This window comes from Rugamonas sp. GW822-FHT03B10, assembly GCF_058801745.1.
The window spans coordinates 70053-90049 of sequence record NZ_JBXANP010000012.1 but is presented as its reverse complement, the minus strand read 5'-3'; the positions used below and the strand labels follow the sequence as shown (position 1 = coordinate 90049).

Sequence of the window (19997 nt, the reverse complement as noted above, 5' to 3'; positions counted from 1 at the left end):
TCAAACCCTCCCCATGGCGAAACCTTTGGCGATGTGATTGCGCACGAACCAGATCACCAGCATGCCGGGGATCAGGGTCAGCACGCCGGCGGCGGCCAGCACGCCCCAGTCCATGCCGGCGGCCGATACGGTGCGCGTCATGATGGCGCTGATCGGCTTGGCGTTGACGGAGGTGAGCGTGCGCGCCAGCAGCAGTTCCACCCAGCTGAACATGAAGCAGAAGAAGGCCGTCACGCCCACGCCGGCTTTGATCAGCGGCAGGAAGATGCGCAGGAAGAAGCGCGGGAACGAGAAGCCGTCGATATAGGCCGTCTCGTCGATCTCGCGCGAGATGCCGGACATGAAGCCTTCCAGGATCCACACGGCCAGCGGCACGTTGAACAGCATGTGCGCCAGCGCCACGGCGATGTGGGTGTCCATCAGCCCCACGGTGGAGTAGAGCTGGAAGAACGGCAGCAGGAACACGGCCGGCGGCGTCATGCGGTTGGTCAGCAGCCAGAAGAACATGTGCTTGTCGCCCAGGAAGCGGTAGCGTGAAAAGCCATAGGCGGCCGGCAGCGCCACCAGCAGCGACAGCACGGTGTTCAACGCCACGTAGATGATGGAGTTGATGTAGCCGTTGTACCAGGACGGGTCGGTGAAGATGGTCTTGTAGTTGTCCCACGTGAGCTGGTGCGGCCACAGGCTGAACACCGACAGCGTTTCCTCGTTGGTCTTGAGCGAGGTGTTGAGCATCCAGTACAGCGGGATCAGCGTGAAGCCCACGTACAGCATGAGCGTCAGCGCGCGGGGCAGGCGGTTGGCCTTATCCATGGTTGGTCTCCGTCGTTGCGGCGTGGTTGCCGGCGCTTTGCATCCAGTTGTACAGCACGAAACTGAGCAGCAGGATGATGAGGAAGTAAATCAGCGAGAAGGCGGCCGCCGGTCCCAGGTCGAACTGGCCCACGGCCTTCTGGGTCAGGTACTGGCTCAGGAAGGTGGTCGAATTACCGGGTCCGCCGCCGGTCAGCACGAACGGTTCGGTGTAGATCATGAAGCTGTCCATGAAGCGCAGCAGCACGGCGATCATCAGCACGCCGCGCATCTTGGGCAGCTGGATGTGGCGGAAAATGGCCCAACGGCTGGCGCCGTCGATCTGGGCCGCCTGGTAGTAGGCGTCCGGGATCGAGCGCAGGCCGGCGAAGCCGAGCAGCGCCACCAGCGGGGTCCAGTGCCACACATCCATCAGCAACACGGTCAGCCAGGCGTCGCCGTTGTGGGACGCGTAGTTGTAGTCCACGCCCAGCAGGTTGAGCGCGTAGCCGCCGAGGCCGATGTCGGCGCGGCCGAAGATCTGCCAGATGGTGCCCACCACGTTCCAGGGGATCAGCAGCGGCATCGACAACACCACCAGCGCGGCCGACGACTTCCAGCCTTTGGACGGCATCGACAGCGCCAGGCCCACGCCCAGCGGAATCTGCACCAGCAGCACGCACAGCGAGAACACGAGCTGGCGCAGCAGGGCGCTGTGCAGCTCGGGATCGCGCATGATGGAGCGGAACCATTCCAGGCCCACGAACACGCTCTGGGTCGGGCTGATGATGTCCTGCACCGAGTAGTTCACCACCGTCATCAGCGGCAGGATGGCGGAGAAGGCCACGCACAGGAACACCGGCAGGATGAAGAACCACGCCTTGTTGTGATAGGGTTTGTTCATCCCGCGATCCTTTCGTCGTTGCAGAAGAAAATGGTCTCCGGACGGGCCAGGCGCAGCCAGTGGCGGCCCGCCTGCACGTGGACGGCGCTATCGAGTTTGGCCTTGAGCGGATGGCCGGCCACGGTGCCCGTGATCAGCTGGCAGGTGCCCAGTTGCTGCACCTGCCAGATGTCGGCCTCCAGCGCGCCGGCGCTGCCGGGCGCGGCGAGCTGCACGAACTCGGGGCGGATGCCCAGACTGACCTTGCCGTTCGCGCCTTTCAGCGCGGCCACGGTGGCCGGATCCACTGCCAGCCGGTGCTGGCCGATGTGGACGGCGTCCGCCTCGCCGTTCAGGCTGACCGGGTAGAAGTTCATGCCTGGGCTGCCGATGAAGTAGCCGACGAAGGTGTGATCGGGCCGCGCGAACAGCGCGTCCGGCGTGCCTTTCTGGACGATCTTCCCGTTCGTCATCACCACCACCTCGTCGGCGAAGGTCAGTGCTTCCACCTGGTCGTGGGTGACGTAGATCAGCGTCAGCTTGAGCTGCTGGTGGATCTGCTTGAGCTGGCGGCGCAGTTGCCACTTCAGGTGCGGATCGATCACGGTCAACGGTTCGTCGAACAGGATGGCGGCAACGTCCTTGCGCACCAGTCCCCGGCCCAGCGAGATTTTCTGCTTGGCGTCGGCCGACATGCCGGCCGCCCGCACTTTCAGCGCGTCCTTCATGCCCAGGATTTCGGCCACTTCATGCACGCGCTGGTGGACTTCCTTCTCCGGCATCTTGCGGTTGCGCAGCGGGAAGGCTAGGTTGTCGTAGACGCTCATGGTGTCGTACAACACGGGGAACTGGAACACCTGTGCGATGTTGCGCCCGCGCGTGGGGACCTGCGTCATGTCCTTACCGTCGAACAGCACCTGGCCGTGCGATGGCACCAGCAGGCCGGAGATGATGTTGAGCAGGGTCGATTTGCCGCAGCCGGAGGGGCCCAGCAGCGCATAGGCGCCGCCGTCCTCCCACACCATGTTCATCGGTTGCAGGGCGAAGTCCTGCGGACCGCCCGGATTGGCGCCGTAGGCGTGGCCCAGGTTGCGGAATTCAATGCGTGCCATGGGCGGCCTCCTTGGGTGCGCGCAGCAGCGCGCCGTCTGCGTCGAAGATGAACAGGTGGTCGGGGCTGACGCTGGCCTGCACGGCCGCGTCGATGCTGGCCGCGTACACGCCGGGCACCTGCGCCACCAGGCTGGTGGCGCCGTGGTGCAGGTGGACATAGGTTTCCGAACCGCTCAATTCGGCCAGCTCCACCGTGCAATCGATGCGGTTGGCGTGGCTGGCGTCGTCGGTCAACCGCACGTGGTGGCAGCGCACGCCGATCTTGCATGGCTGGGCGGGCGGCAGATCCAGCGCCGGCGCGGCCACGGTCAAGGCGGGGCCGTTGTTCAGGCGAACGCTGTGATCGCCCTCGATGTGGCCATCGAAAATGTTCATCGGCGGATCGTTGAAGATGGCGGCGGCGCGGATCGAGGCGGGACGCTCGTAGACGGCCAGCGTGGGACCGGTTTGCAGGATGCGGCCCGCGTCCATCAGCACCGTGTGGCCGCCGAGCAGCAGCGCTTCCTGTGGTTCCGTGGTGGCGTAGACCACCGTGGTCTGGCCATCGGCGAACAGCGACGACAACTCCATGCGCAGCTCTTCGCGCAGCTTGTAATCTAGGTTGACCAGCGGTTCATCGAGCAGCACCAGCGGCGCGCGTTTGACCAGCGCCCGCGCCAGCGCGCAGCGCTGTTGCTGGCCGCCGGACAAAGCGCCGGGCAGCCGTTGCAGCAGGTGGTCGATATGCAGCTTGGTGGCGATCTCGCGCACGCGCTGGTCGACTTCCGCCGCCGGGCAGCGCTGCAGGCGCAGCGGCGCGGCGATGTTCTCGTACACCGTCATGGCCGGGTAGTTGACGAACTGCTGGTAGACCATGGCCAGGTTGCGGTCCCGGACGCTGACGCCGGTGACGTCCTTGCCATCGACCAGCACGCGGCCTTCGGTGGGGCGGTCCAGGCCGGCGATCACCCGCATCAACGAGGTCTTGCCGGCCTGGGTGGGGCCCAGCAGCACGTTGATGGTGCCGGGCACCAGCTTGAGGTCCATCGGGTACAGGTACGTCTCGGGGCCAACTCTCAGGCTTATATCTTTAAGCTCTAATATCACTGCGCGTCTCCTTGCGTTGATCGTTATGCCGGCTGGCTCGCTCGCTCATGGTCGAGCCATTGCGTCAGCCGCGTATGGTGCTGCGGCTGCGCGTACAGGCCGCATTTGGTCCGGCGCCACAGGATGTCGTCGGCGCGGCGGGCCCACTCGACGTCCACCAGGTAGCGCGCCTCACGTTCGTACAGGCCCGGCGCCAGCTCCTCGCCCAGGTCGGCCAGTTTCGTGGCGTCGCCCAGCATGCGCAGCAACCGGGTGCCGTAGCAGCGTGCGTAACGCTTGGCCAGCTTGGCCGGCAGCCATGGATGCGATTGATTCAGGCGCGCCATGAACTGCTCGAACGCGCCTTTGCGCACGAGCGCGCCCGGTTGCTGCAGGTCGCCGCCGGGCAGCGGCGCCGTGGCCGTCCAGTCCGGGCGGGCGGTGCCGAGGCGCTGCTGCAGCATGTCCATTGCTTCCTCGGCCAGCTTGCGGTAGGTCGTGATCTTGCCGCCCCAGACGTTGAGGAACGGCGGCGCGTGCGGATCGCATTCGAGCAGATAGTCGCGGGTGACGGCGGACGCCGATTGCGATGCGTCGTCGAGCAACGGGCGCACGCCGGAATAGGTGCCCACCACGTCGCTCGCGCTGATTTGTTTGCTGAAGTAGCGGTTGGCCATCTGGCACAGGTAATCGACTTCGCTGGCGTCGATACGCACTTCGCCCGGCTCGCCCGTGTATTCCAGGTCGGTGGTGCCGATCAGCGTGAATTCATCCTGGTAGGGGATGGCGAAGATGATGCGCTTGTCCGGGTTCTGGAAGATGTAGGCGTAGGGATGGCTGAACAGGCGGGGCACGATGATATGGCTGCCCTTGATCAGGCGCAGGCCATGGCCCTTGGCGCCGCCGGCCGCGTTGGCCATCTGGCCGGCCCACGGCCCGGCTGCGTTGACGATGGCGCGCGCCTGCACGTCGATGCGGCCGTGGTCTTCGCTGTCCAGCGTGGCTTGCCAGCCCTCGCCCTGCTGGTGCAGGGACACGCATTTGGTGCGGGTGAGGATGGTGGCGCCACGTTCTTTGGCGTCGAGCGCGTTCAGCACCACGAGGCGAGCATCGTCCACCCAGCCGTCCGAATAGACGAAGCCTTTGCGGTAGCTGCCCTTCAGCGGCGTCCCCGCTTCATGGGTGCGCAGCGAGATGCCGTTCGAGGCGGGAAGGAATTTGCGATGAGCCAGGTGGTCGTACAGGAACAGGCCGGCCCGGATCATCCACGCGGGACGCTGGCTGGCGTCGTGCGGCATCACAAAGCGCAGCGGATGCATGATGTGGGGCGCGGCGCGCAGCAGCACTTCGCGTTCCTGCAGCGCCTTGCGCACCAGTTTGAATTCGTAGTATTCGAGGTAGCGCAGGCCGCCGTGTATCAGTTTGGTGCTGGCCGAGGAAGTGTGCTGGGCCAGATCGTGCTGTTCGCACAGGATCACGCTCAGCCCACGGCCGATGGCGTCGCGGGCGATGCCGGCCCCGTTGATGCCGCCGCCGATGATCAGCAGATCGCAGCTGCGCTGCCCGGCCGGGAGGTCGTTGGTCATTTTCATGGGCGATCCGCCTGGGGATGGCCGACGCTTGCGGGGGAGGGCGGCAGCTGTTGGTATCTGTTCATTTACTCGTTCCTCACGTTCGGTGCGGCGGACGCGGCCGTCGTTTCCATGCTTTCGCTTGATATGGCAACAAGATTTTGTTAGTTTCGTTAGCAACTCTGCATTGCTGGAATGGCCATTGTACGCAAACTCGAAAAAACTACAACAACTATTTGTTCATTTGTTCGTTCGTGAATGTTCATGTGAACATAGCTGATGTTTCGTAGTCTCGCCCAATGAAACCGCATCGCCAAGCTGGGAGGATCGATCGAAGTATGCTTAAGCGACGGTTTTTCCGGCGTAAAATCAACTGGAACGAACAAGAACGAAAAAATCATCGACCAGAAACGTGCCAGCCGGGTATGATGGCGAACGTGTGAAATTCCGTTCATTTTTGTTCATAAGAAAACCATGACGCCACGCCACCGCCGATTGCTGGACCATATCCGGGCCCACGGGGACACCTCCGTCGAGGAGCTCGCGAAACTGTTGGGAGTGACCACGCAGACCATCCGCCGCGATATCCGTGAGCTGGAGGATGCGCGCCTGCTGGCGCGCTATCACGGCGGGGTGGGCATCCCGTCCACGGTGGAGAACATCGATTACGACCGCCGGCGCGCGATGGATACGGACGCCAAGCGCCGCATCGGCCTGATGGCGGCGGCCCAGGTGGAGCCGGGGCGCTCGCTGATCATCAACATCGGCACCACCACCGAGGAGGTGGCCAAGGCCCTGCAGCAGCACAAGGGCATACGGGTGGTGACGAACAATCTGAACGTGGCGTCGCTGCTATCGGGCAGTGGCGAAGTGGAGGTGATCGTCGCCGGTGGACTGGTGCGCAAACGCGACCGGGGTATCGTGGGCGAGGCTACCATCGATTTCATGCGCCAGTTCAAGGTCGATATCGGCATCATCGGCGTGTCCGGCATCGAGAACGATGGCACGCTGCTCGACTACGATTACCGCGAAGTGCGCGTCACGCAAGCCATCATCGAACAATCGCGCGAAGTGTGGCTGGTGGCCGACCATACCAAATTCGGGCGCCACGCGCTGGTCCGCCTCGGTAATATCGCGCAGATCGACAAGTTCATCACCGATCTGCCGGTGCCACCGGAGGCGCTGGCCGCGTTTGACGCGGCCGGGGTCGAGGTGCTGGTGGCGCCGGCCGAGTGAAGCCGGGCGCCCCGCGTTTTACTGCTCGCGGTCGGACTTGTTGCGCAGTTGGCGCAGGTACTGCGGCAGATCGCCGAGGCGCGTCCCTTCCGGAATATGACGCTGGTGCTTGGCCTGGGCCACGCGTTGTGCGCGATAGATGCCCGTGTGGCCGGAAAACAGATAGCTGACGGCGCACGCCAGTCCCGCATACGGCGCGATCTCCGCGCCAAACAATTCGATGGCCATCACGGTCGAGGCGATCGGCGTGTTGGCCGCCCCGGCGAACACGGCGACGAAGCCGATGGCGGCCAGGGTCGCGAACGGCATATGCAGCAACGGCGCCAGCGCGTTACCGAGCGTGGCCCCGATGTAGAACAAGGGCGTCACTTCGCCACCCTTGAAGCCGGTGCCGAGCGAGGCGACGGTGAACGCGAGCTTGCCGATGAAGTCGGTGGCCGGCAACTGGCGGGTGAACGATTCGACGATGGTGGGGATGCCCAGGCCGATGTAGCGCTGCGTGCCGATCGCCCACACGGCCGTGGCGACGACGGCGCCGCCGAGCAGGGGGCGCAGCGGCGCATAGGCGACGCGCTTTTTCATGAAATCCGACAGGCCGTGCGTCGCGTTCGCGAACACCATGCCGGCCACCCCGAACAGCATGCCGGCGACCAGCGTGGCGGCCAGCGTCCACACCGTGATGTGCGGGATTGCGCCGGCCAGGTAGTGGGTATGATGGATCCCCCATGCGAGGCTCACTTGGTCGGCGACGATGGCCGCCAGCATGCACGGCATGATGGCGTCGTAGCGCATGCGGCCGATGGCCAGCACTTCCAGCCCGAAGATGGCGCCGGCCAGCGGCGTGCCGAACACGGAGGCGAAACCGGCGCTGATGCCGGCCATGATCAGCAGGCGCCGGTGCGACGGGTCCATGCGGAACACGTGGGTCAGTTGATCGGCCAGCGCGCCGCCCATTTGCACGGCCGTGCCTTCGCGGCCGATTGAGGCGCCGAACAGGTGGGAGATGATGGTGCCGCCCAGGACCAGCGGCGCCATGCGCAGCGGGATCACCTTCTTCGGATCGTGGATCTCGTCGATCAGCAGGTTGTTGCCCGCCTCGACGGACTTGCCAAGTTTTAAATAGATCCAGCCCACGACCAAGCCGGCCAGCGGCAGCAGCCAGATGATCCAGCCGTGCGCCTCGCGCCAGTCGGTGACGAAATCGAGTGCGAACAGGAAGGCGGCGGACGCGCTGCCCGCCAGGATGGCGACGACGATCGCCAGTGCGGACCATTTGCCCATGTAGGGCAGCAGATCGATGGGTTCGGGGTGTTTTGCGCTTTTCATAAGGCCGGGGCGATCATAGCAAGTTTTACAGTGCCGGACAAATTTATGCGCGGCCGGCGTCGGGCGGCGTTTCCTGCCCGGCAAGGGGCGACTGATGGTAAAATGCCCGGTTATCCAAATTCACCGCTTTAAGGGCATCCCTCGTGTTATCGACAGCAAACATTACCATGCAGTTCGGCGCCAAGCCGTTGTTCGAAAATATCTCCGTCAAATTCGGCGATGGCAACCGCTACGGCCTGATCGGCGCCAACGGCTGCGGCAAGTCCACCTTCATGAAGATCCTGGGCGGCGACCTGGAGCCGTCGGCCGGCAACGTGATGCTCGACGTGAACGAGCGCCTCGGCAAGCTGCGCCAGGACCAGTTCGCGTACGAGGAGATGCGCGTGCTCGACGTGGTCATGATGGGCCACACCGAGATGTGGGCCGCCATGCAGCAGCGCGACGCCATCTACGCCAATCCCGAAGCGACCGACGACGACTACATGCACGCGGCCGAACTGGAAGGCAAAGTGGCCGAGTACGACGGCTACACGGCCGAGGCGCGCGCGGGCGAACTGCTGCTGGGCGCCGGCGTGGCCATCGAGCTGCACCAGGGCCCGATGAGCAATGTGTCGCCCGGCTGGAAGCTGCGCGTGCTGCTGGCCCAGGCCCTGTTCTCGAACCCGGACATCCTGCTGCTGGACGAACCGACCAACAACCTGGACATCAACACCATCCGCTGGCTGGAAGATGTGCTCAACGAGCGCAACTCCACCATGATCATCATTTCCCACGATCGCCACTTCCTGAACCAGGTCTGCACCCACGTGGCCGACATGGACTACGGCACGCTGAAGATCTACCCCGGCAACTACGACGACTACATGCTGGCCTCGACTCAGGCCCGCAACCAGCAACTGGCCAACAACGCCAAGGCCAAGGAGAAGGTCGCCGAGCTGCAGGACTTCGTGCGCCGCTTCGCCGCCAACAAGTCCAAGGCCCGCCAGGCCACCTCGCGCGCCAAGCAGATCGAGAAGATCAAGGTCGACGACATCAAGCCATCGTCGCGCGCCTATCCGTTCGTGCGTTTCGAAGGCGAGAAGAAGCTGCACCGCCTGGCCGTGGAAGTGGACAACATCTCGAAGGCCTACGACCGCCAGCTGTTCAAGAACTTCAGCATCATGGTGGAAGCGGGTGAACGCATCGCCATCATCGGCGCCAACGGCGCGGGTAAGACCACTATGCTGCGCTGCATCGCCGGCGAGATCGCCCACCTGCAGCCGGACACCGGCCGCGTCAAGTGGGCCGAGAACGCCAATGTCGGCTACATGCCGCAGGATCCGACCGAGGACTTCGCCACCGACGCGACCCTGACCGACTGGATGGGTCAGTGGACCAAGGAAGGCGACGACGACCAGGCCGTGCGCTCCATCCTGGGCCGCCTGCTGTTCGGCGGCGACGAGGTCAAGAAGTCCGTGCGCGTGCTGTCGGGCGGCGAGAAGGGCCGCATGATGTACGGCAAGCTGATGCTGGGCCGTCACAACGTGCTGCTGCTGGACGAACCGACCAACCACATGGACATGGAATCGATCGAATCGCTCAACGTGGCGCTTGATAAATACGCCGGCACCCTGATCTTCGTGTCCCACGACCGTGAATTCGTGTCGTCGCTGGCCAACCGCATCATCGAGATCAAGGAAAACGAAGTGGTCGATTTCCAAGGCAACTACGAGGATTACCTGACCAGCCAGGGCATCGCTTAAACCCCGGGGGCGCCCGATCCCGCCGCCGGCGGAGGGGCGCCCTGCACGACGCGCCGCGATGTGCGATAGTGTCGTTTCACGTTTTTCGTCACCGAACACCATGCAAACTTTACCGATCAAGTCAGTCGAGTATGAACATCCCCAGGATGGCGGCAGCTGCACCGCGCGCGCCTGGGCCCGCACCCCGGCCACGCCGACCGCGGCCGAGCGCACCGAACTGCGCGAGCGCATCAAGCGCCTGCTGAAGGAGCGCGAAGCCGTGCTGGTGGCCCACTACTACGTGGACGCCGACCTGCAGGACCTGGCCGAGGAGACCGGCGGCTGCGTCTCCGATTCGCTGGAAATGGCCCGCTTCGGCCGCGACCACCCGGCCAAGACGCTGGTGGTGGCCGGCGTGCGCTTCATGGGCGAGACGGCCAAGATCCTGAGCCCGGAGAAACGCATCCTGATGCCGGACCTGGACGCTACCTGCTCGCTGGACCTGGGCTGCCCGGCCGACGAGTTCACGGCCTTCTGCGACGCCCATCCCGACCGCACCGTCGTCGTCTACGCCAACACCAGCGCGGCCGTGAAGGCGCGCGCCGACTGGATGGTGACGTCCTCGATCGGCCTCGACATCGTGGCCCACCTGCACGCGCAGGGCAAGAAGATCCTGTGGGCGCCGGACAAGCACCTCGGCTCCTACATCCAGAAGAAGACCGGCGCCGACATGCTGCTGTGGCAGGGCTCCTGCCTGGTGCACGACGAGTTCAAGGGCATCGAACTGGACCTGCTGAAGACCGAACACCCGAACGCCATGGTGCTGGTGCACCCCGAGTCGCCCGCCAACGTGGTGGCGCTGGCCGATGTGGTGGGTTCGACCTCGCAGATGATCCAGGCCGCCGTGGAATCGGATTGCGACACCTTCATCGTCGCCACCGACAACGGCATCCTGCACAAGATGCGCGCGGCCGCGCCGGGCAAGACCTTCATCGAGGCGCCCACGGCCGGCAACAGCGCCACCTGCAAGAGCTGCGCCCACTGCCCGTGGATGGCCATGAACGGCCTGCAGAATCTGGCCGATGTGCTGGAGAACATGGGCAATGAAATCCACGTCGACCCGGCCGTGGGCCAGGCCGCCGTCAAGTCGATCAACCGCATGCTCGATTTCGCCGCCGCGAAGAAGGCCAAGGTCCAGCCCAGCGCTGATCTGGCCAAGGAAGCTGCACTGTTTTCCGGAGTCGGTCCAGCATGAGCACCCTGGTCAATCGTTTCGCCCCGTTCGACGCGCCGCTGAAGGCCGCGTTTGAAGCCAACCTGCTGGCCGCCCTGCTGGAGGACGTCGGCAGCGGCGACCTGACGGGCGAGCTGGTGCCCGCCGGCGGTCGCGCCACCGCGCGCGTGATCGTGCGCGAGGACGCCGTGCTGTGCGGCGCGCCTTGGTTCGAAGGCATCATGAACTGCCTGGACGCCGGCATCGAGATCGACTGGCAGTACGCCGAGGGCGATCGGATGAAGGCCGACAGCCTGGTGTGCACCATCCAGGGCCCGGCCCGCGCTTTGCTGACGGCCGAACGCAGCGCGCTCAATTTCCTGCAACTGCTGTCGGGCGTGGCCACCGTCACGCGCCGTTATGTGGATGTGGTGGAGGGCACCTCGGCCGCCATCCTCGACACGCGCAAGACCTTGCCCGGCCTGCGCCTGGCCCAGAAGTACGCGGTGCGCGTGGGCGGTGGCCAGAACCAGCGTATGGCCCTGTACGACGGCATCCTGATCAAGGAGAATCACATCGCGGCGGCTGGCGGCGTCACTGCCGCCGTGGCGGCCGCCATGCGGCTGGAGAAGGGCGTGACGATCCAGGTGGAAGTGGAAAGCCTGGACGAACTGGAGGAAGCGCTGACGGCCGGCGCCACCTCCATCCTGCTCGATAACTTCAGCCTCGACATGATGCGCGAAGGCGTGGCCCGCAACGCGGGGCGCGCGCTGCTGGAGGCATCCGGCGGCATCAACTTCGACACCGTGCGCGCCATCGCCGAAACGGGCGTGGACCGCATCTCCATCGGCAGCCTGACCAAGGACGTGCGCGCCACCGATTATTCGATGCGCATCGTCGGCTGATTCGGCACTGATCGCCGCCGCGTCAGGCGGCGATCTCCTTGCGCATGCGCGCCAGCGGCACCTGCACGCCGCCTGGCAGCGCAAGTTCCATCCTCTCCAGTATCGTAAAACCGGCCGCCTCGTACAAGGGCACGCCAGGCATGGTCGCGGCCAATTCCAGCGCGCGGAAGCCGGCGGCGCCCGCCTGTTCCGTGCAGTGCCGCAGCAGCATGCGGCCCAGGCCCTGGCGGGCCGCGTCCGGCGAGACGAAGAACGCGCGGATGCGGGCTGGCTGACTGGCCGGATCCAGCAGCGGATCGGGGCCGGTCTTGGCGCGGTCGGCGCCGAACAGCGTGCTGCGCTTGCTCCAGCCGCCGCAGGCCAGCGCCACGCCATCTCGCTCGATCAGAAAGTAGGTTTGATCCGCCACCAGTTGCGTGTCCACGCCGAACACGTGGCGGGTGACGGCCTGCGCCTGCTCCGGCGTGTAGAAACCGGCGCTCAGCTCGATGCCGGAACGGGCGATCAATGCTTCCATGCGGGGGATGTCGGCCGGCTGCGCGGCGCGCAGTTGCAGTTGGCTGGCGGAGGTGTCGTTGGCTGAATTCATCGGCTGCTGGCGGTGAGGGTAATGTGGCGTGGCGGCCGCTGTTGACTGGAACGCCACGACGTGGTGCGCTATATTGTACCGTCCAGCGAGGTATATGCAGGCCGGTCATGCCGCGTTTGGGTATGATGTGGTGTCGGTATGGCCAGGGGCGAGAGGCGGATATGCGGTGTGTGGGCTTGAGTGCGGACCAGCGGCGGCGCGGTCGCCCGTGGCGATTCGCGCTGCTGGTATTGCTGCCGTTGCTGCAGGGCGCGGCCGGGCAGGCGCTGGCGCGCGAGTGGCTGGTGGCCGGCGCCCACTTCGAGCGCGTGTTTGAACGCACGGCCGACGGCGAGTTCGACGGGCTGGGGCCGGCCATCATCCGGCGCGTGGCGCAGCAGATGAACGATACGGTGCGGTTCGAGTTGTATCCGTGGCCGCGCGCGCAGGCGCTGGTGGCGCAGGGCAAGATCGACCTGCTGGTGGGACCCTACAAATCTCCGGCCCGCCTGGGGCAGATGGCCTTTTCCCAATTGCCGTTCTACCGCGACCAGATGGTGTTCTACGCGCGGCCGGACGCGCACATCGCGTGGACCGGCGATTACGGCAAGCTGGCCGAGCGCCGCATCGTGATCCTCAATGGCTGGGTTTATGGCGCGGCCTTCGCGCAGGCCAGCGCGGGCCTGCACACGAGCGTGGCAAACACGGTGGACAGCGGCTTGCTAATGGTGGCCCATCAACACGTGGATTTGTTCGCGACCAATGTGCGCAACACGGAACCGGTGCTGGCCCGGCTGCGTCTGGCCGGGACGGTGGTGGCGTTGCCGCAGGCGCTGGATCAGCAGGATGGCTATTTCGCCTTTCCCCATGACGCGGAACACGACGAATTCCGCGCCCGTTTCGACGCGGCCTTCAGGACGCTGGTCGAGCGCGGCGAGTTGAAACGGCTGGGCCACCGCTTCAACGTCGCCGTCCCTTGACGGGTCAGCCCTGCCGGCGCGACGGCGTGAGCACGCTGGGCAGCGCCTTCGGCAGCGTGTCCGGATAGTCGCGGCTGAAGTGCAGGCCACGGCTCTCGCGCCGCTGCAACGCGCTGTTGACGATCAGCGAGGCCACATCGACCAGGTTGCGCAGCTCCAGCAAGTCGTGCGTGATGCGGAAGTTGCGGTAGTACTCGTCGATTTCTTCCTTCAGCAGCGCGATGCGGTGCTGCGCCCGTTCCAGGCGCTTGGTGGTGCGCACGATGCCCACGTAATTCCACATGAAGCGGCGCAGCTCGTCCCAGTTGTGGGCGATCACCACTTCCTCGTCGGCATCCGTGACCCGGCTTTCATCCCAGTCCGGCAGGTAGGGGATTTCATCCTTTTCCTTGGCCGCGATGTCGGTCGCGCAGGCGCGGCCGATCACCAGGCATTCGAGCAGCGAGTTGCTGGCCAGGCGGTTGGCGCCGTGCAGGCCGGTGCAGGCCGTCTCGCCCACCGCGTACAGGCCGGGCAGGTCGGTGCGGCCGGCCAGGTCGGTCACCACGCCGCCGCACGTGTAGTGGGCGGCCGGCACGATGGGGATCGGCTGCTTGGTGATGTCGATGCCCAGTTCCAGGCAGCGCGCGTAAATGGTGGGGAAGTGCTCGATCAGGAATTCTGCCGGTTTGTGGCTGATGTCCAGGTGCACATAGTCGAGGCCGCGCTTCTTGATCTCGAAGTCGATGGCGCGCGCCACCACGTCGCGCGGCGCCAGCTCGGCGCGCTCGTCGTGGGCCAGCATGAAGCGGCTGCCCGCCGCCGCGCCGGCTTCGGGCGGCAGCTTGAGCAAGCCGCCTTCACCCCGGATCGCTTCCGTGATCAGGAACGACTTGGCGTACGGGTGGTACAGGCAGGTCGGGTGGAACTGGATGAATTCCATGTTCGACACGCGGCAGCCGGCGCGCCACGCCATGGCGATGCCGTCGCCGCTGGCCGTGTCCGGATTGGTGGTGTACAGGTAGACCTTGCCGGCGCCGCCCGTGGCCAGCACCGTGTGCTCGGCCGCGAAGGTGTGCACCTGGCCGGTCTGTTCGTCCTGCACGTACAGGCCGTGGCACTTGGGCTGGGCGTGGCCCTTCTTGGCCGGGTGCAGCTTGTCGGAGGTGATCAGGTCGATCGCGCAATGGTGCTCGAACAAGGTGATGTTCGGATGGGCCCGTACTTTTTCCTCCAGCGTGACCTGCACCGCATGGCCGGTGGCGTCGGCCGCGTGGATGATGCGGCGCTGGCTGTGGCCGCCTTCGCGCGTCAGGTGGAAGCCCAGTTCGGCCGATTCGTCGCGCGTGAACGGCACGCCTTGCGCGATCAGCCATTCGATCGCTTCCCGGCCATGCTCGACGATGAAGCGCGTGGCGCCCTCGTCGCACAGGCCGCCGCCGGCGACCAGGGTATCGTTGATATGTTCCGCGTGGCTGTCGCCGGAATCGAGCACGGCGGCGATGCCGCCCTGGGCCCAGTTACTGGCGCCATCCTGCAGCGTGCGTTTGGAAATGATCGCGACCGTGCGCGTTTCGGCCAGGTGCAGGGCGACCGACAAGCCGGCCAATCCGCTGCCGACAATAGCAACATCAAATTTCATGGTGAAGTCTGTATCCGGTGAAGACCTCTACTATAGACCATTTGGCAGCATGGCGTCAGCCGGGTGGGCTGGACCGCATCAATTTACTGCCGCGCTAACCCTGCCTTGTGGCGCCTCAACATGGACCGCATCGGGCTGCGCCATGATGAAAGCTCCCCCGCGTGCCGGGTGGGCAGGAGGGCGCCGTGATCAGGATTTTCCACCATTACGTGTCGAAAATGGGCTTCATGCTGTTGTTGATGGAGCTGCTGATATTGCTGACGGTGGCCGCGGCCCCGACGGCCGCGTGGCTGGGACGGCGCCACCCGGACTCGCCCTACCTGTCGGCGCTGGCCTTCGCCCTGGTGCTGGTGTTCAGCATGAGCACGCTCGGTATGTACCAGAATACTTGTCGCGAGGACATCAAACACACGCTGTTGCGCATCCTGCCCGCGTTCGCGCTGGGGTTCGGCTTGCTGAGCATGCCGATCGGCGCGGCGCCGCTGGTGCAGTTCGGGCCATCGACGATGGTGGTGTTTCTGCTGGGGGCCGGCGGCGTGCTGCTGACGCGGCTGGCCCTGCTGGCGTCGGCGCAGTCGCGCATGCTGGTCGAGAAGGTCATCCTGGTCGGTGATGGCGCCACGGCCAGCGAGTGCGTGGCGCTGGCGGCCGGCGGGGCCGGTCTGCACCGTTTCGAGGTGGTCGGTTGCGTGCCGGTGGCCGGCGAGGCGTCGCGCGTGGCGGCCAAGACGCTGCTGCCGGCGGACCAGTCGCTGCTGGCCCTGGCCCGCCATCACGGCGCGACCGAGATCGTCGTCACGGTCGGTGACCGCCGCAATGGCGCGTTTCCCGTGCGTCAATTGCTGGAATGCGCGCTGGGCGGCCTCCGCATCACGGACGCGGCCACGTTTTTCGAGCGCGAAGCGTGCCAGATCCGCATCGACTCCCTGCAACCGAGTTTCCTGATCTTTGGCGGCGGCTTCGACCAGAGTTTCCTGCGGGCCGCCGTCAAGCGCGCCTTCGACCTGCTGGCCAGCAGCGCCATCTGCCTCGTCACATTGCCATTGATGCTCATGACGGCCGCGTGGATCGTGGCCGAGGATGGCGGGCCGGTGTTCTACCAACAACAACGGGTGGGCAAAGGCGGCCGCAATTTCAATGTGCTCAAGTTCCGCAGCATGCGCATGGACGCGGAACGCGATGGCCAGCCGCGCTGGGCCAGCGCCGACGACCCGCGCGTCACGCGCGTGGGCCACTGGATCCGCAAGCTGCGCATCGACGAGCTGCCGCAAATGCTCAATGTGTTCAAGGGCGAGATGAGCTTCGTGGGGCCACGGCCCGAGCGCGGCTATTTCGTGGATCGGTTGTGCGGCCAGGTCGCGTATTACAACGTGCGGCACAGCATCAAGCCTGGCATCACGGGCCTGGCCCAGGTGCGCTACCGCTATGGCGCTTCGGTCGACGATGCGGTGCAAAAATTACAATATGACTTGTACTACGTCAAGAACAACAGCCTGTTCCTGGACCTGCTGATCCTGATCGACACGGTGCAGGTGGTGTTGTTCGGCAAGGGCAGCCGATGATGCTGGCGCCATGGACCGTGCCCGGCATCGCCGCGTTCAGTTACGGCATCGCCGGCGCGACGTTCGTGTTGTTGACCATGTTGCTGTTGCGGAAGGTGCGGGCGCGCCCCCACGGTGCCGCGCTGGCGTGTGCATGTTTGTTGACAGCCGTCTGGGCCATCGGCATGGCGTTTTCCGGCAAGCAGCCCACGACGACGACGGCCTTGTGGCTCGAATGGTCGCGCACGGGCGCGTGGCTCGCGCTGCTCCAGCAGTTGCAATCCCGGCGACGGCGTTCCTCGGGTGGGCTGCCGGGCCTGTCGGTCGCGCTGGTCGCGCTGGTCATGCCGCTCGTCGCCACCATGGGCGCCCGCGTGTGGCTGGGGCCGGCGCCGGGAAGCGCCACGTGGACCATCGGCGCCGGCGTGCTGTTGGCCGTGCTGGGCATGCTGCTGGTCGAACACCTGTACCGCAACACGCCGCCGGTCAGCCGCTGGGGCATCAAGTTCGCCTGCCTCGGCATAGGCGCCATGTTCGCCTACGACTTCTACCTGTACAGCGACGCGCTGCTGTTCCGGCAACTGAACCCGGACATCTGGGCCGCCCGCGGCATGGTCAATGCGCTGTGCGCGCCGCTGATCGGCATCGCGGCCGCGCGCAACCCGGGCTGGTCGCCCGGCCTGGCGTTCTCGCGCCAGATCCTGTTCCGCTCGGCGGCGCTGCTTGGTTCGGCCATCTACCTGCTGGCCATGGCCTCCAGCGCCTACTACCTGCGCTACGTGGGCGGTGCCTGGGGGCCGTTGATGCAGCTGGCCTGCTTGTTCGGCGCGGCGCTGCTGCTGGCCGGCGTGCTGTTCTCGGGCGCCATGCGCGCCAGCCTGAAGGTGCTGATCAACAAGCACTTCTACCAGGGCAGTTACGATTACCGCCAGGAATGGCTGCGTTTCACCCGCGCCCTGGCCGATGGCGGACCGGCGCTGGGTGAGCGGACCATCGAGGCGGTGGCGGCGCTGGTGGAAAGTCCGGCGGGCACCCTGTGGATGCGGCGCGAACGGCAGCGCTTCGAACCGGCGGCCGGCTGGAACCTGGCCATGCCGCAGGCGGCCGAGCCGGCCGACAGCGCGTTCTCCGAGTTCATGGAACAACGCCAGTGGGTGATCGACGTCGTGCAGTGGCGCCAACTGGTCCATCCCTACGAGCAGCTTTCGCCCCCGTCCTGGCTGATGGCGATGGGACAGGTGTGGCTCGTGGTGCCCTTGATGCTGCACGGACGCCTGTTCGGCTTCGTCACGCTGGACCAGCCCCGGGTCCGCATGGCGCTCAACTGGGAGGTGACGGATCTGCTCAAGATCGCAGGTAGCCAGGCCGCCGCCTGCCTCGCGCATCGGGACTCGGCCGATTCGCTGGCCGTGGCGCGCCAGTTCGAGTCCTTCAACCGCCTGTCGGCCTTCATCGTGCACGACCTGAAGAACCTCGTCTCGCAGCTGTCCCTCTTGCTCGCCAACGCGGAGCGGCACAAGAACAATCCCGCCTTCCAGCAGGATATGCTCGCCACGCTGGCCCATTCCGTCGACAAGATGACGCAACTGCTGCGCAAGCTGCACCGGGGCCAGGACAGGGATCAGTACAAGGACCAGGACGCGCCGCTCGCGCTCGATCAACTGCTGGCGCGCGCGGTGCAAGCGCACGCCGGGGGGAAGCCGGCGCCGGTGCTGGTGTGCTGCGCGCCGGCGCTGATGGTGCGGGCCGACGGTGGCCGGCTGGAACGGGTGCTCGGTCATCTGCTGCAGAACGCGGTGGAGGCCACGCCGCCCACCGGCAGCATCACGGTGCGCTTGCTGCACGTGGGCCAGGCTGCCGTCGTGGAGCTGACCGACACCGGGCACGGAATGAGCACGCAGTTCATCCGCGAGCACTTGTTCCAGCCGTTCGACAGCACCAAGCCGGCGGGCATGGGCATCGGCGTGTTCGAAAGCCGCGAATATATCCGCGACCTGGGCGGCGAGCTGGAAGTGTCGAGCGTCCCGGGGGCGGGATCGACGTTCCGGGTGGTGTTGCCGCTGTGCCCGCAGGCCGTGGCGGCGGCGTAGACGGGGGGCGCGCGATGGGCAAAAGGAAATTGCTGGTCATCGAAGACGATGCGGGCCTGCAAACGCAGCTGCGCTGGAGCCTCGACCGCTACGAAGTGGTGGTGGCGGCCGATCGCGAGACGGCCCTGGCCCAGTTGCGCCGCCACCAGCCGGCCGTGGTGACGATGGACCTGGGGCTGCCGCCCGATCCCGACGGCGCCAGCGAGGGACTGGCGCTGCTGCCGCTGATCCTGGCGGCGGCGCCCGACACCAAGGTCATCATCCTGTCGGGCAATCAGGACCGGGGCAACGCGCTGAAAGCCATCGGCGCCGGCGCCTACGACTTCCACCAGAAGCCGCTCGATGCCGACCTGCTCGCGCTGGTCGTAAGCCGGGCGTATTACCTGCACGAGATCCAGCAGGAGAATCGCCGCATGCTGCAGACCCAGGCCGATTCGCCGCTGGCCGGCATCATCAGCCGCGATCCCGGCATGCTCAAGGTGTGCCGCAGCGTGGAGAAGGTGGCGCCGTCGTCGGCCACCGTGATGCTGCTCGGTGACTCCGGCTGCGGCAAGGAGTTGCTGGCGCGCGGCCTGCATGCGCTGAGCGCGCGCCACGACAAGCGCTTCGTCGCCATCAACTGCGCCGCCATCCCCGAACACCTGCTCGAAAGCGAACTGTTTGGCTACGAGAAGGGCGCGTTCACGGGCGCGCTGCGCCAGACGCTGGGCAAGATCGAACTGGCCCACGGCGGCACCCTGTTCCTGGACGAGATAGGCGACATGGCGATGGCGTTGCAAGCCAAGCTGCTGCGCTTCCTGCAAGAGCGCGTGATCGAACGGGTGGGCGGCCGCGCCGAGATCGGCGTGGACGTGCGCATCGTCTGCGCCACCCATCAGAACCTGCGCGCGCTGGCCCAGGCGGGCCGCTTCCGCGACGACCTGTTCTACCGCCTGAGCGAAATCGTCCTGATGATACCGGCGCTGCGCGAGCGCGTGGGCGATTGCGCGCTGCTGGCCCACCACTTCAAGCACAAATTCAGCGCCGCCGAGGGCCGGCCCGCGATGGCGTTCAGCCAGGAGGCCCTGGCCGCCATCGAGGCCTACACCTGGCCAGGCAATGTGCGCGAGATGGAGAACTGCATCAAGCGCGCCGTGATCATGGCCGAAGGGCCGCACATCATGGCCTCGGACCTGGGCCTGCCGGCGGCGGAAGCGGCCGAGGAGGCGATCAACCTGCGCCAGGCGCGCGAGGCGGCCGAGTATCGCGTGATGGTGCGCGCGCTGGCCCGGGTCGACGGCAATATTGTGAAGGCGGCCGAACTGCTCGGCATCAGCCGGCCCACGCTGTACGACCTGATGGCCCATCATGGGCTGCGCGGGGCTGGCTGATC

16 protein-coding genes are annotated in these 19997 nt (G+C 65.9%); 8 read left to right on the top strand and 8 right to left on the bottom strand.

Annotated elements, in window-relative coordinates:
• From AC1RQG_RS18925 to glpD, 5 genes are read right to left on the bottom strand one after another with little or no spacing between them, the layout of a single operon-like run.
• Positions 1-813, bottom strand: coding sequence for a carbohydrate ABC transporter permease (locus AC1RQG_RS18925; protein ID WP_182153171.1), 813 nt, complete (start codon positions 811-813; stop codon positions 1-3).
• A complete protein-coding gene (locus AC1RQG_RS18920) occupies positions 806-1696 on the bottom strand; it encodes a carbohydrate ABC transporter permease (protein WP_493133535.1) in 891 nt (296 codons plus the stop codon). Before AC1RQG_RS18920 ends, AC1RQG_RS18925 begins: the two co-directional genes overlap by 8 nt.
• The gene (locus AC1RQG_RS18915) at positions 1693-2787 is read right to left on the bottom strand and encodes an ABC transporter ATP-binding protein (RefSeq protein ID WP_493133534.1); all 1095 of its coding nucleotides are present in this window, start codon (positions 2785-2787) and stop codon (positions 1693-1695) included. Before AC1RQG_RS18915 ends, AC1RQG_RS18920 begins: the two co-directional genes overlap by 4 nt.
• Positions 2774-3874: an ABC transporter ATP-binding protein gene (locus tag AC1RQG_RS18910; RefSeq protein ID WP_493133533.1), complete on the bottom strand. Its 1101-nt coding sequence runs from the start codon at positions 3872-3874 to the stop codon at positions 2774-2776. The genes AC1RQG_RS18915 and AC1RQG_RS18910 overlap by 14 nt, the downstream gene beginning before the upstream one ends.
• A 23-nt stretch (positions 3875-3897) precedes the next feature.
• Positions 3898-5445, bottom strand: a complete 1548-nt coding sequence (glpD, locus tag AC1RQG_RS18905; protein ID WP_493133532.1) for a glycerol-3-phosphate dehydrogenase — start codon at positions 5443-5445, stop codon at positions 3898-3900.
• 453 nt (positions 5446-5898) lie between these two features.
• On the opposite strand from glpD, the gene AC1RQG_RS18900 reads away from it, so the two are divergent.
• The gene (locus AC1RQG_RS18900) at positions 5899-6660 is read left to right on the top strand and encodes a DeoR/GlpR family DNA-binding transcription regulator (protein WP_493133531.1); all 762 of its coding nucleotides are present in this window, start codon (positions 5899-5901) and stop codon (positions 6658-6660) included.
• 18 nt (positions 6661-6678) lie between these two features.
• Here AC1RQG_RS18900 and AC1RQG_RS18895 read toward each other — a convergent pair whose 3' ends face one another.
• The gene (locus AC1RQG_RS18895; RefSeq protein ID WP_493133530.1) at positions 6679-7986 is read right to left on the bottom strand and encodes a voltage-gated chloride channel family protein; all 1308 of its coding nucleotides are present in this window, start codon (positions 7984-7986) and stop codon (positions 6679-6681) included.
• Between the two features lie 143 nt (positions 7987-8129).
• On the opposite strand from AC1RQG_RS18895, the gene AC1RQG_RS18890 reads away from it, so the two are divergent.
• From AC1RQG_RS18890 to nadC, 3 genes are all read left to right on the top strand, one after another.
• Positions 8130-9728: an ABC-F family ATPase gene (locus AC1RQG_RS18890; protein ID WP_493133529.1), complete on the top strand. Its 1599-nt coding sequence runs from the start codon at positions 8130-8132 to the stop codon at positions 9726-9728.
• 100 nt (positions 9729-9828) lie between these two features.
• Positions 9829-10962, top strand: coding sequence for a quinolinate synthase NadA (gene nadA, locus AC1RQG_RS18885; RefSeq protein ID WP_493133528.1), 1134 nt, complete (start codon positions 9829-9831; stop codon positions 10960-10962).
• Positions 10959-11825 (top strand): carboxylating nicotinate-nucleotide diphosphorylase, encoded by an 867-nt coding sequence (nadC, locus tag AC1RQG_RS18880; RefSeq protein ID WP_493133527.1) that lies wholly within the window; start codon positions 10959-10961, stop codon positions 11823-11825. The genes nadA and nadC overlap by 4 nt, the downstream gene beginning before the upstream one ends.
• 22 nt (positions 11826-11847) lie before the next feature.
• On the opposite strand, the gene AC1RQG_RS18875 is transcribed toward nadC, so the two are convergent.
• Positions 11848-12414: a GNAT family N-acetyltransferase gene (locus tag AC1RQG_RS18875; protein ID WP_493133526.1), complete on the bottom strand. Its 567-nt coding sequence runs from the start codon at positions 12412-12414 to the stop codon at positions 11848-11850.
• Between the two features lie 170 nt (positions 12415-12584).
• Here AC1RQG_RS18875 and AC1RQG_RS18870 point away from each other — a divergent pair, with 170 nt between their 5' ends.
• Positions 12585-13373, top strand: a complete 789-nt coding sequence (locus AC1RQG_RS18870) for a substrate-binding periplasmic protein (protein WP_493133525.1) — start codon at positions 12585-12587, stop codon at positions 13371-13373.
• A 4-nt stretch (positions 13374-13377) separates the two neighbouring features.
• Here the strand turns inward: AC1RQG_RS18870 and nadB are convergent, their stop codons facing one another.
• Complete coding sequence (gene nadB / locus AC1RQG_RS18865; RefSeq protein ID WP_493133524.1) at positions 13378-14994, bottom strand: L-aspartate oxidase; 1617 nt, start codon at positions 14992-14994, stop codon at positions 13378-13380.
• 185 nt (positions 14995-15179) lie between these two features.
• Here nadB and AC1RQG_RS18860 point away from each other — a divergent pair, with 185 nt between their 5' ends.
• From AC1RQG_RS18860 to prsR, 3 genes are read left to right on the top strand one after another with little or no spacing between them, the layout of a single operon-like run.
• Positions 15180-16556: a TIGR03013 family XrtA/PEP-CTERM system glycosyltransferase gene (locus tag AC1RQG_RS18860; protein ID WP_493133523.1), complete on the top strand. Its 1377-nt coding sequence runs from the start codon at positions 15180-15182 to the stop codon at positions 16554-16556.
• Positions 16553-18625 carry an XrtA/PEP-CTERM system histidine kinase PrsK gene (prsK, locus tag AC1RQG_RS18855; RefSeq protein ID WP_493133522.1) on the top strand — a complete coding sequence of 691 codons (2073 nt, stop codon included), beginning with the start codon at positions 16553-16555 and terminating at the stop codon, positions 18623-18625. Before AC1RQG_RS18860 ends, prsK begins: the two co-directional genes overlap by 4 nt.
• A gap of 14 nt (positions 18626-18639) precedes the next feature.
• On the top strand, positions 18640-19995 hold the full coding sequence (prsR, locus tag AC1RQG_RS18850; RefSeq protein ID WP_493133521.1) for a PEP-CTERM-box response regulator transcription factor: 1356 nt from the start codon (positions 18640-18642) through the stop codon (positions 19993-19995).
• Positions 19996-19997 lie beyond the last annotated feature (2 nt).

Bases quoted from the DNA above. Each gene is read 5' to 3' on its own strand.
- AC1RQG_RS18925 (WP_182153171.1), bottom strand. From the start codon at position 813: ATGGATAAGGCCAACCGCCTGCCCCGCGCGCTGACGCTCATGCTGTAC.
- AC1RQG_RS18920 (WP_493133535.1), bottom strand. From the start codon at position 1,696: ATGAACAAACCCTATCACAACAAGGCGTGGTTCTTCATCCTGCCGGTG.
- AC1RQG_RS18915 (WP_493133534.1), bottom strand. From the start codon at position 2,787: ATGGCACGCATTGAATTCCGCAACCTGGGCCACGCCTACGGCGCCAAT.
- glpD (WP_493133532.1), bottom strand. From the start codon at position 5,445: ATGAAAATGACCAACGACCTCCCGGCCGGGCAGCGCAGCTGCGATCTG.
- AC1RQG_RS18900 (WP_493133531.1), top strand. From the start codon at position 5,899: ATGACGCCACGCCACCGCCGATTGCTGGACCATATCCGGGCCCACGGG.
- AC1RQG_RS18895 (WP_493133530.1), bottom strand. From the start codon at position 7,986: ATGAAAAGCGCAAAACACCCCGAACCCATCGATCTGCTGCCCTACATG.
- nadA (WP_493133528.1), top strand. From the start codon at position 9,829: ATGCAAACTTTACCGATCAAGTCAGTCGAGTATGAACATCCCCAGGAT.
- nadC (WP_493133527.1), top strand. From the start codon at position 10,959: ATGAGCACCCTGGTCAATCGTTTCGCCCCGTTCGACGCGCCGCTGAAG.
- AC1RQG_RS18875 (WP_493133526.1), bottom strand. From the start codon at position 12,414: ATGAATTCAGCCAACGACACCTCCGCCAGCCAACTGCAACTGCGCGCC.
- nadB (WP_493133524.1), bottom strand. From the start codon at position 14,994: ATGAAATTTGATGTTGCTATTGTCGGCAGCGGATTGGCCGGCTTGTCG.
- prsK (WP_493133522.1), top strand. From the start codon at position 16,553: ATGATGCTGGCGCCATGGACCGTGCCCGGCATCGCCGCGTTCAGTTAC.
- prsR (WP_493133521.1), top strand. From the start codon at position 18,640: ATGGGCAAAAGGAAATTGCTGGTCATCGAAGACGATGCGGGCCTGCAA.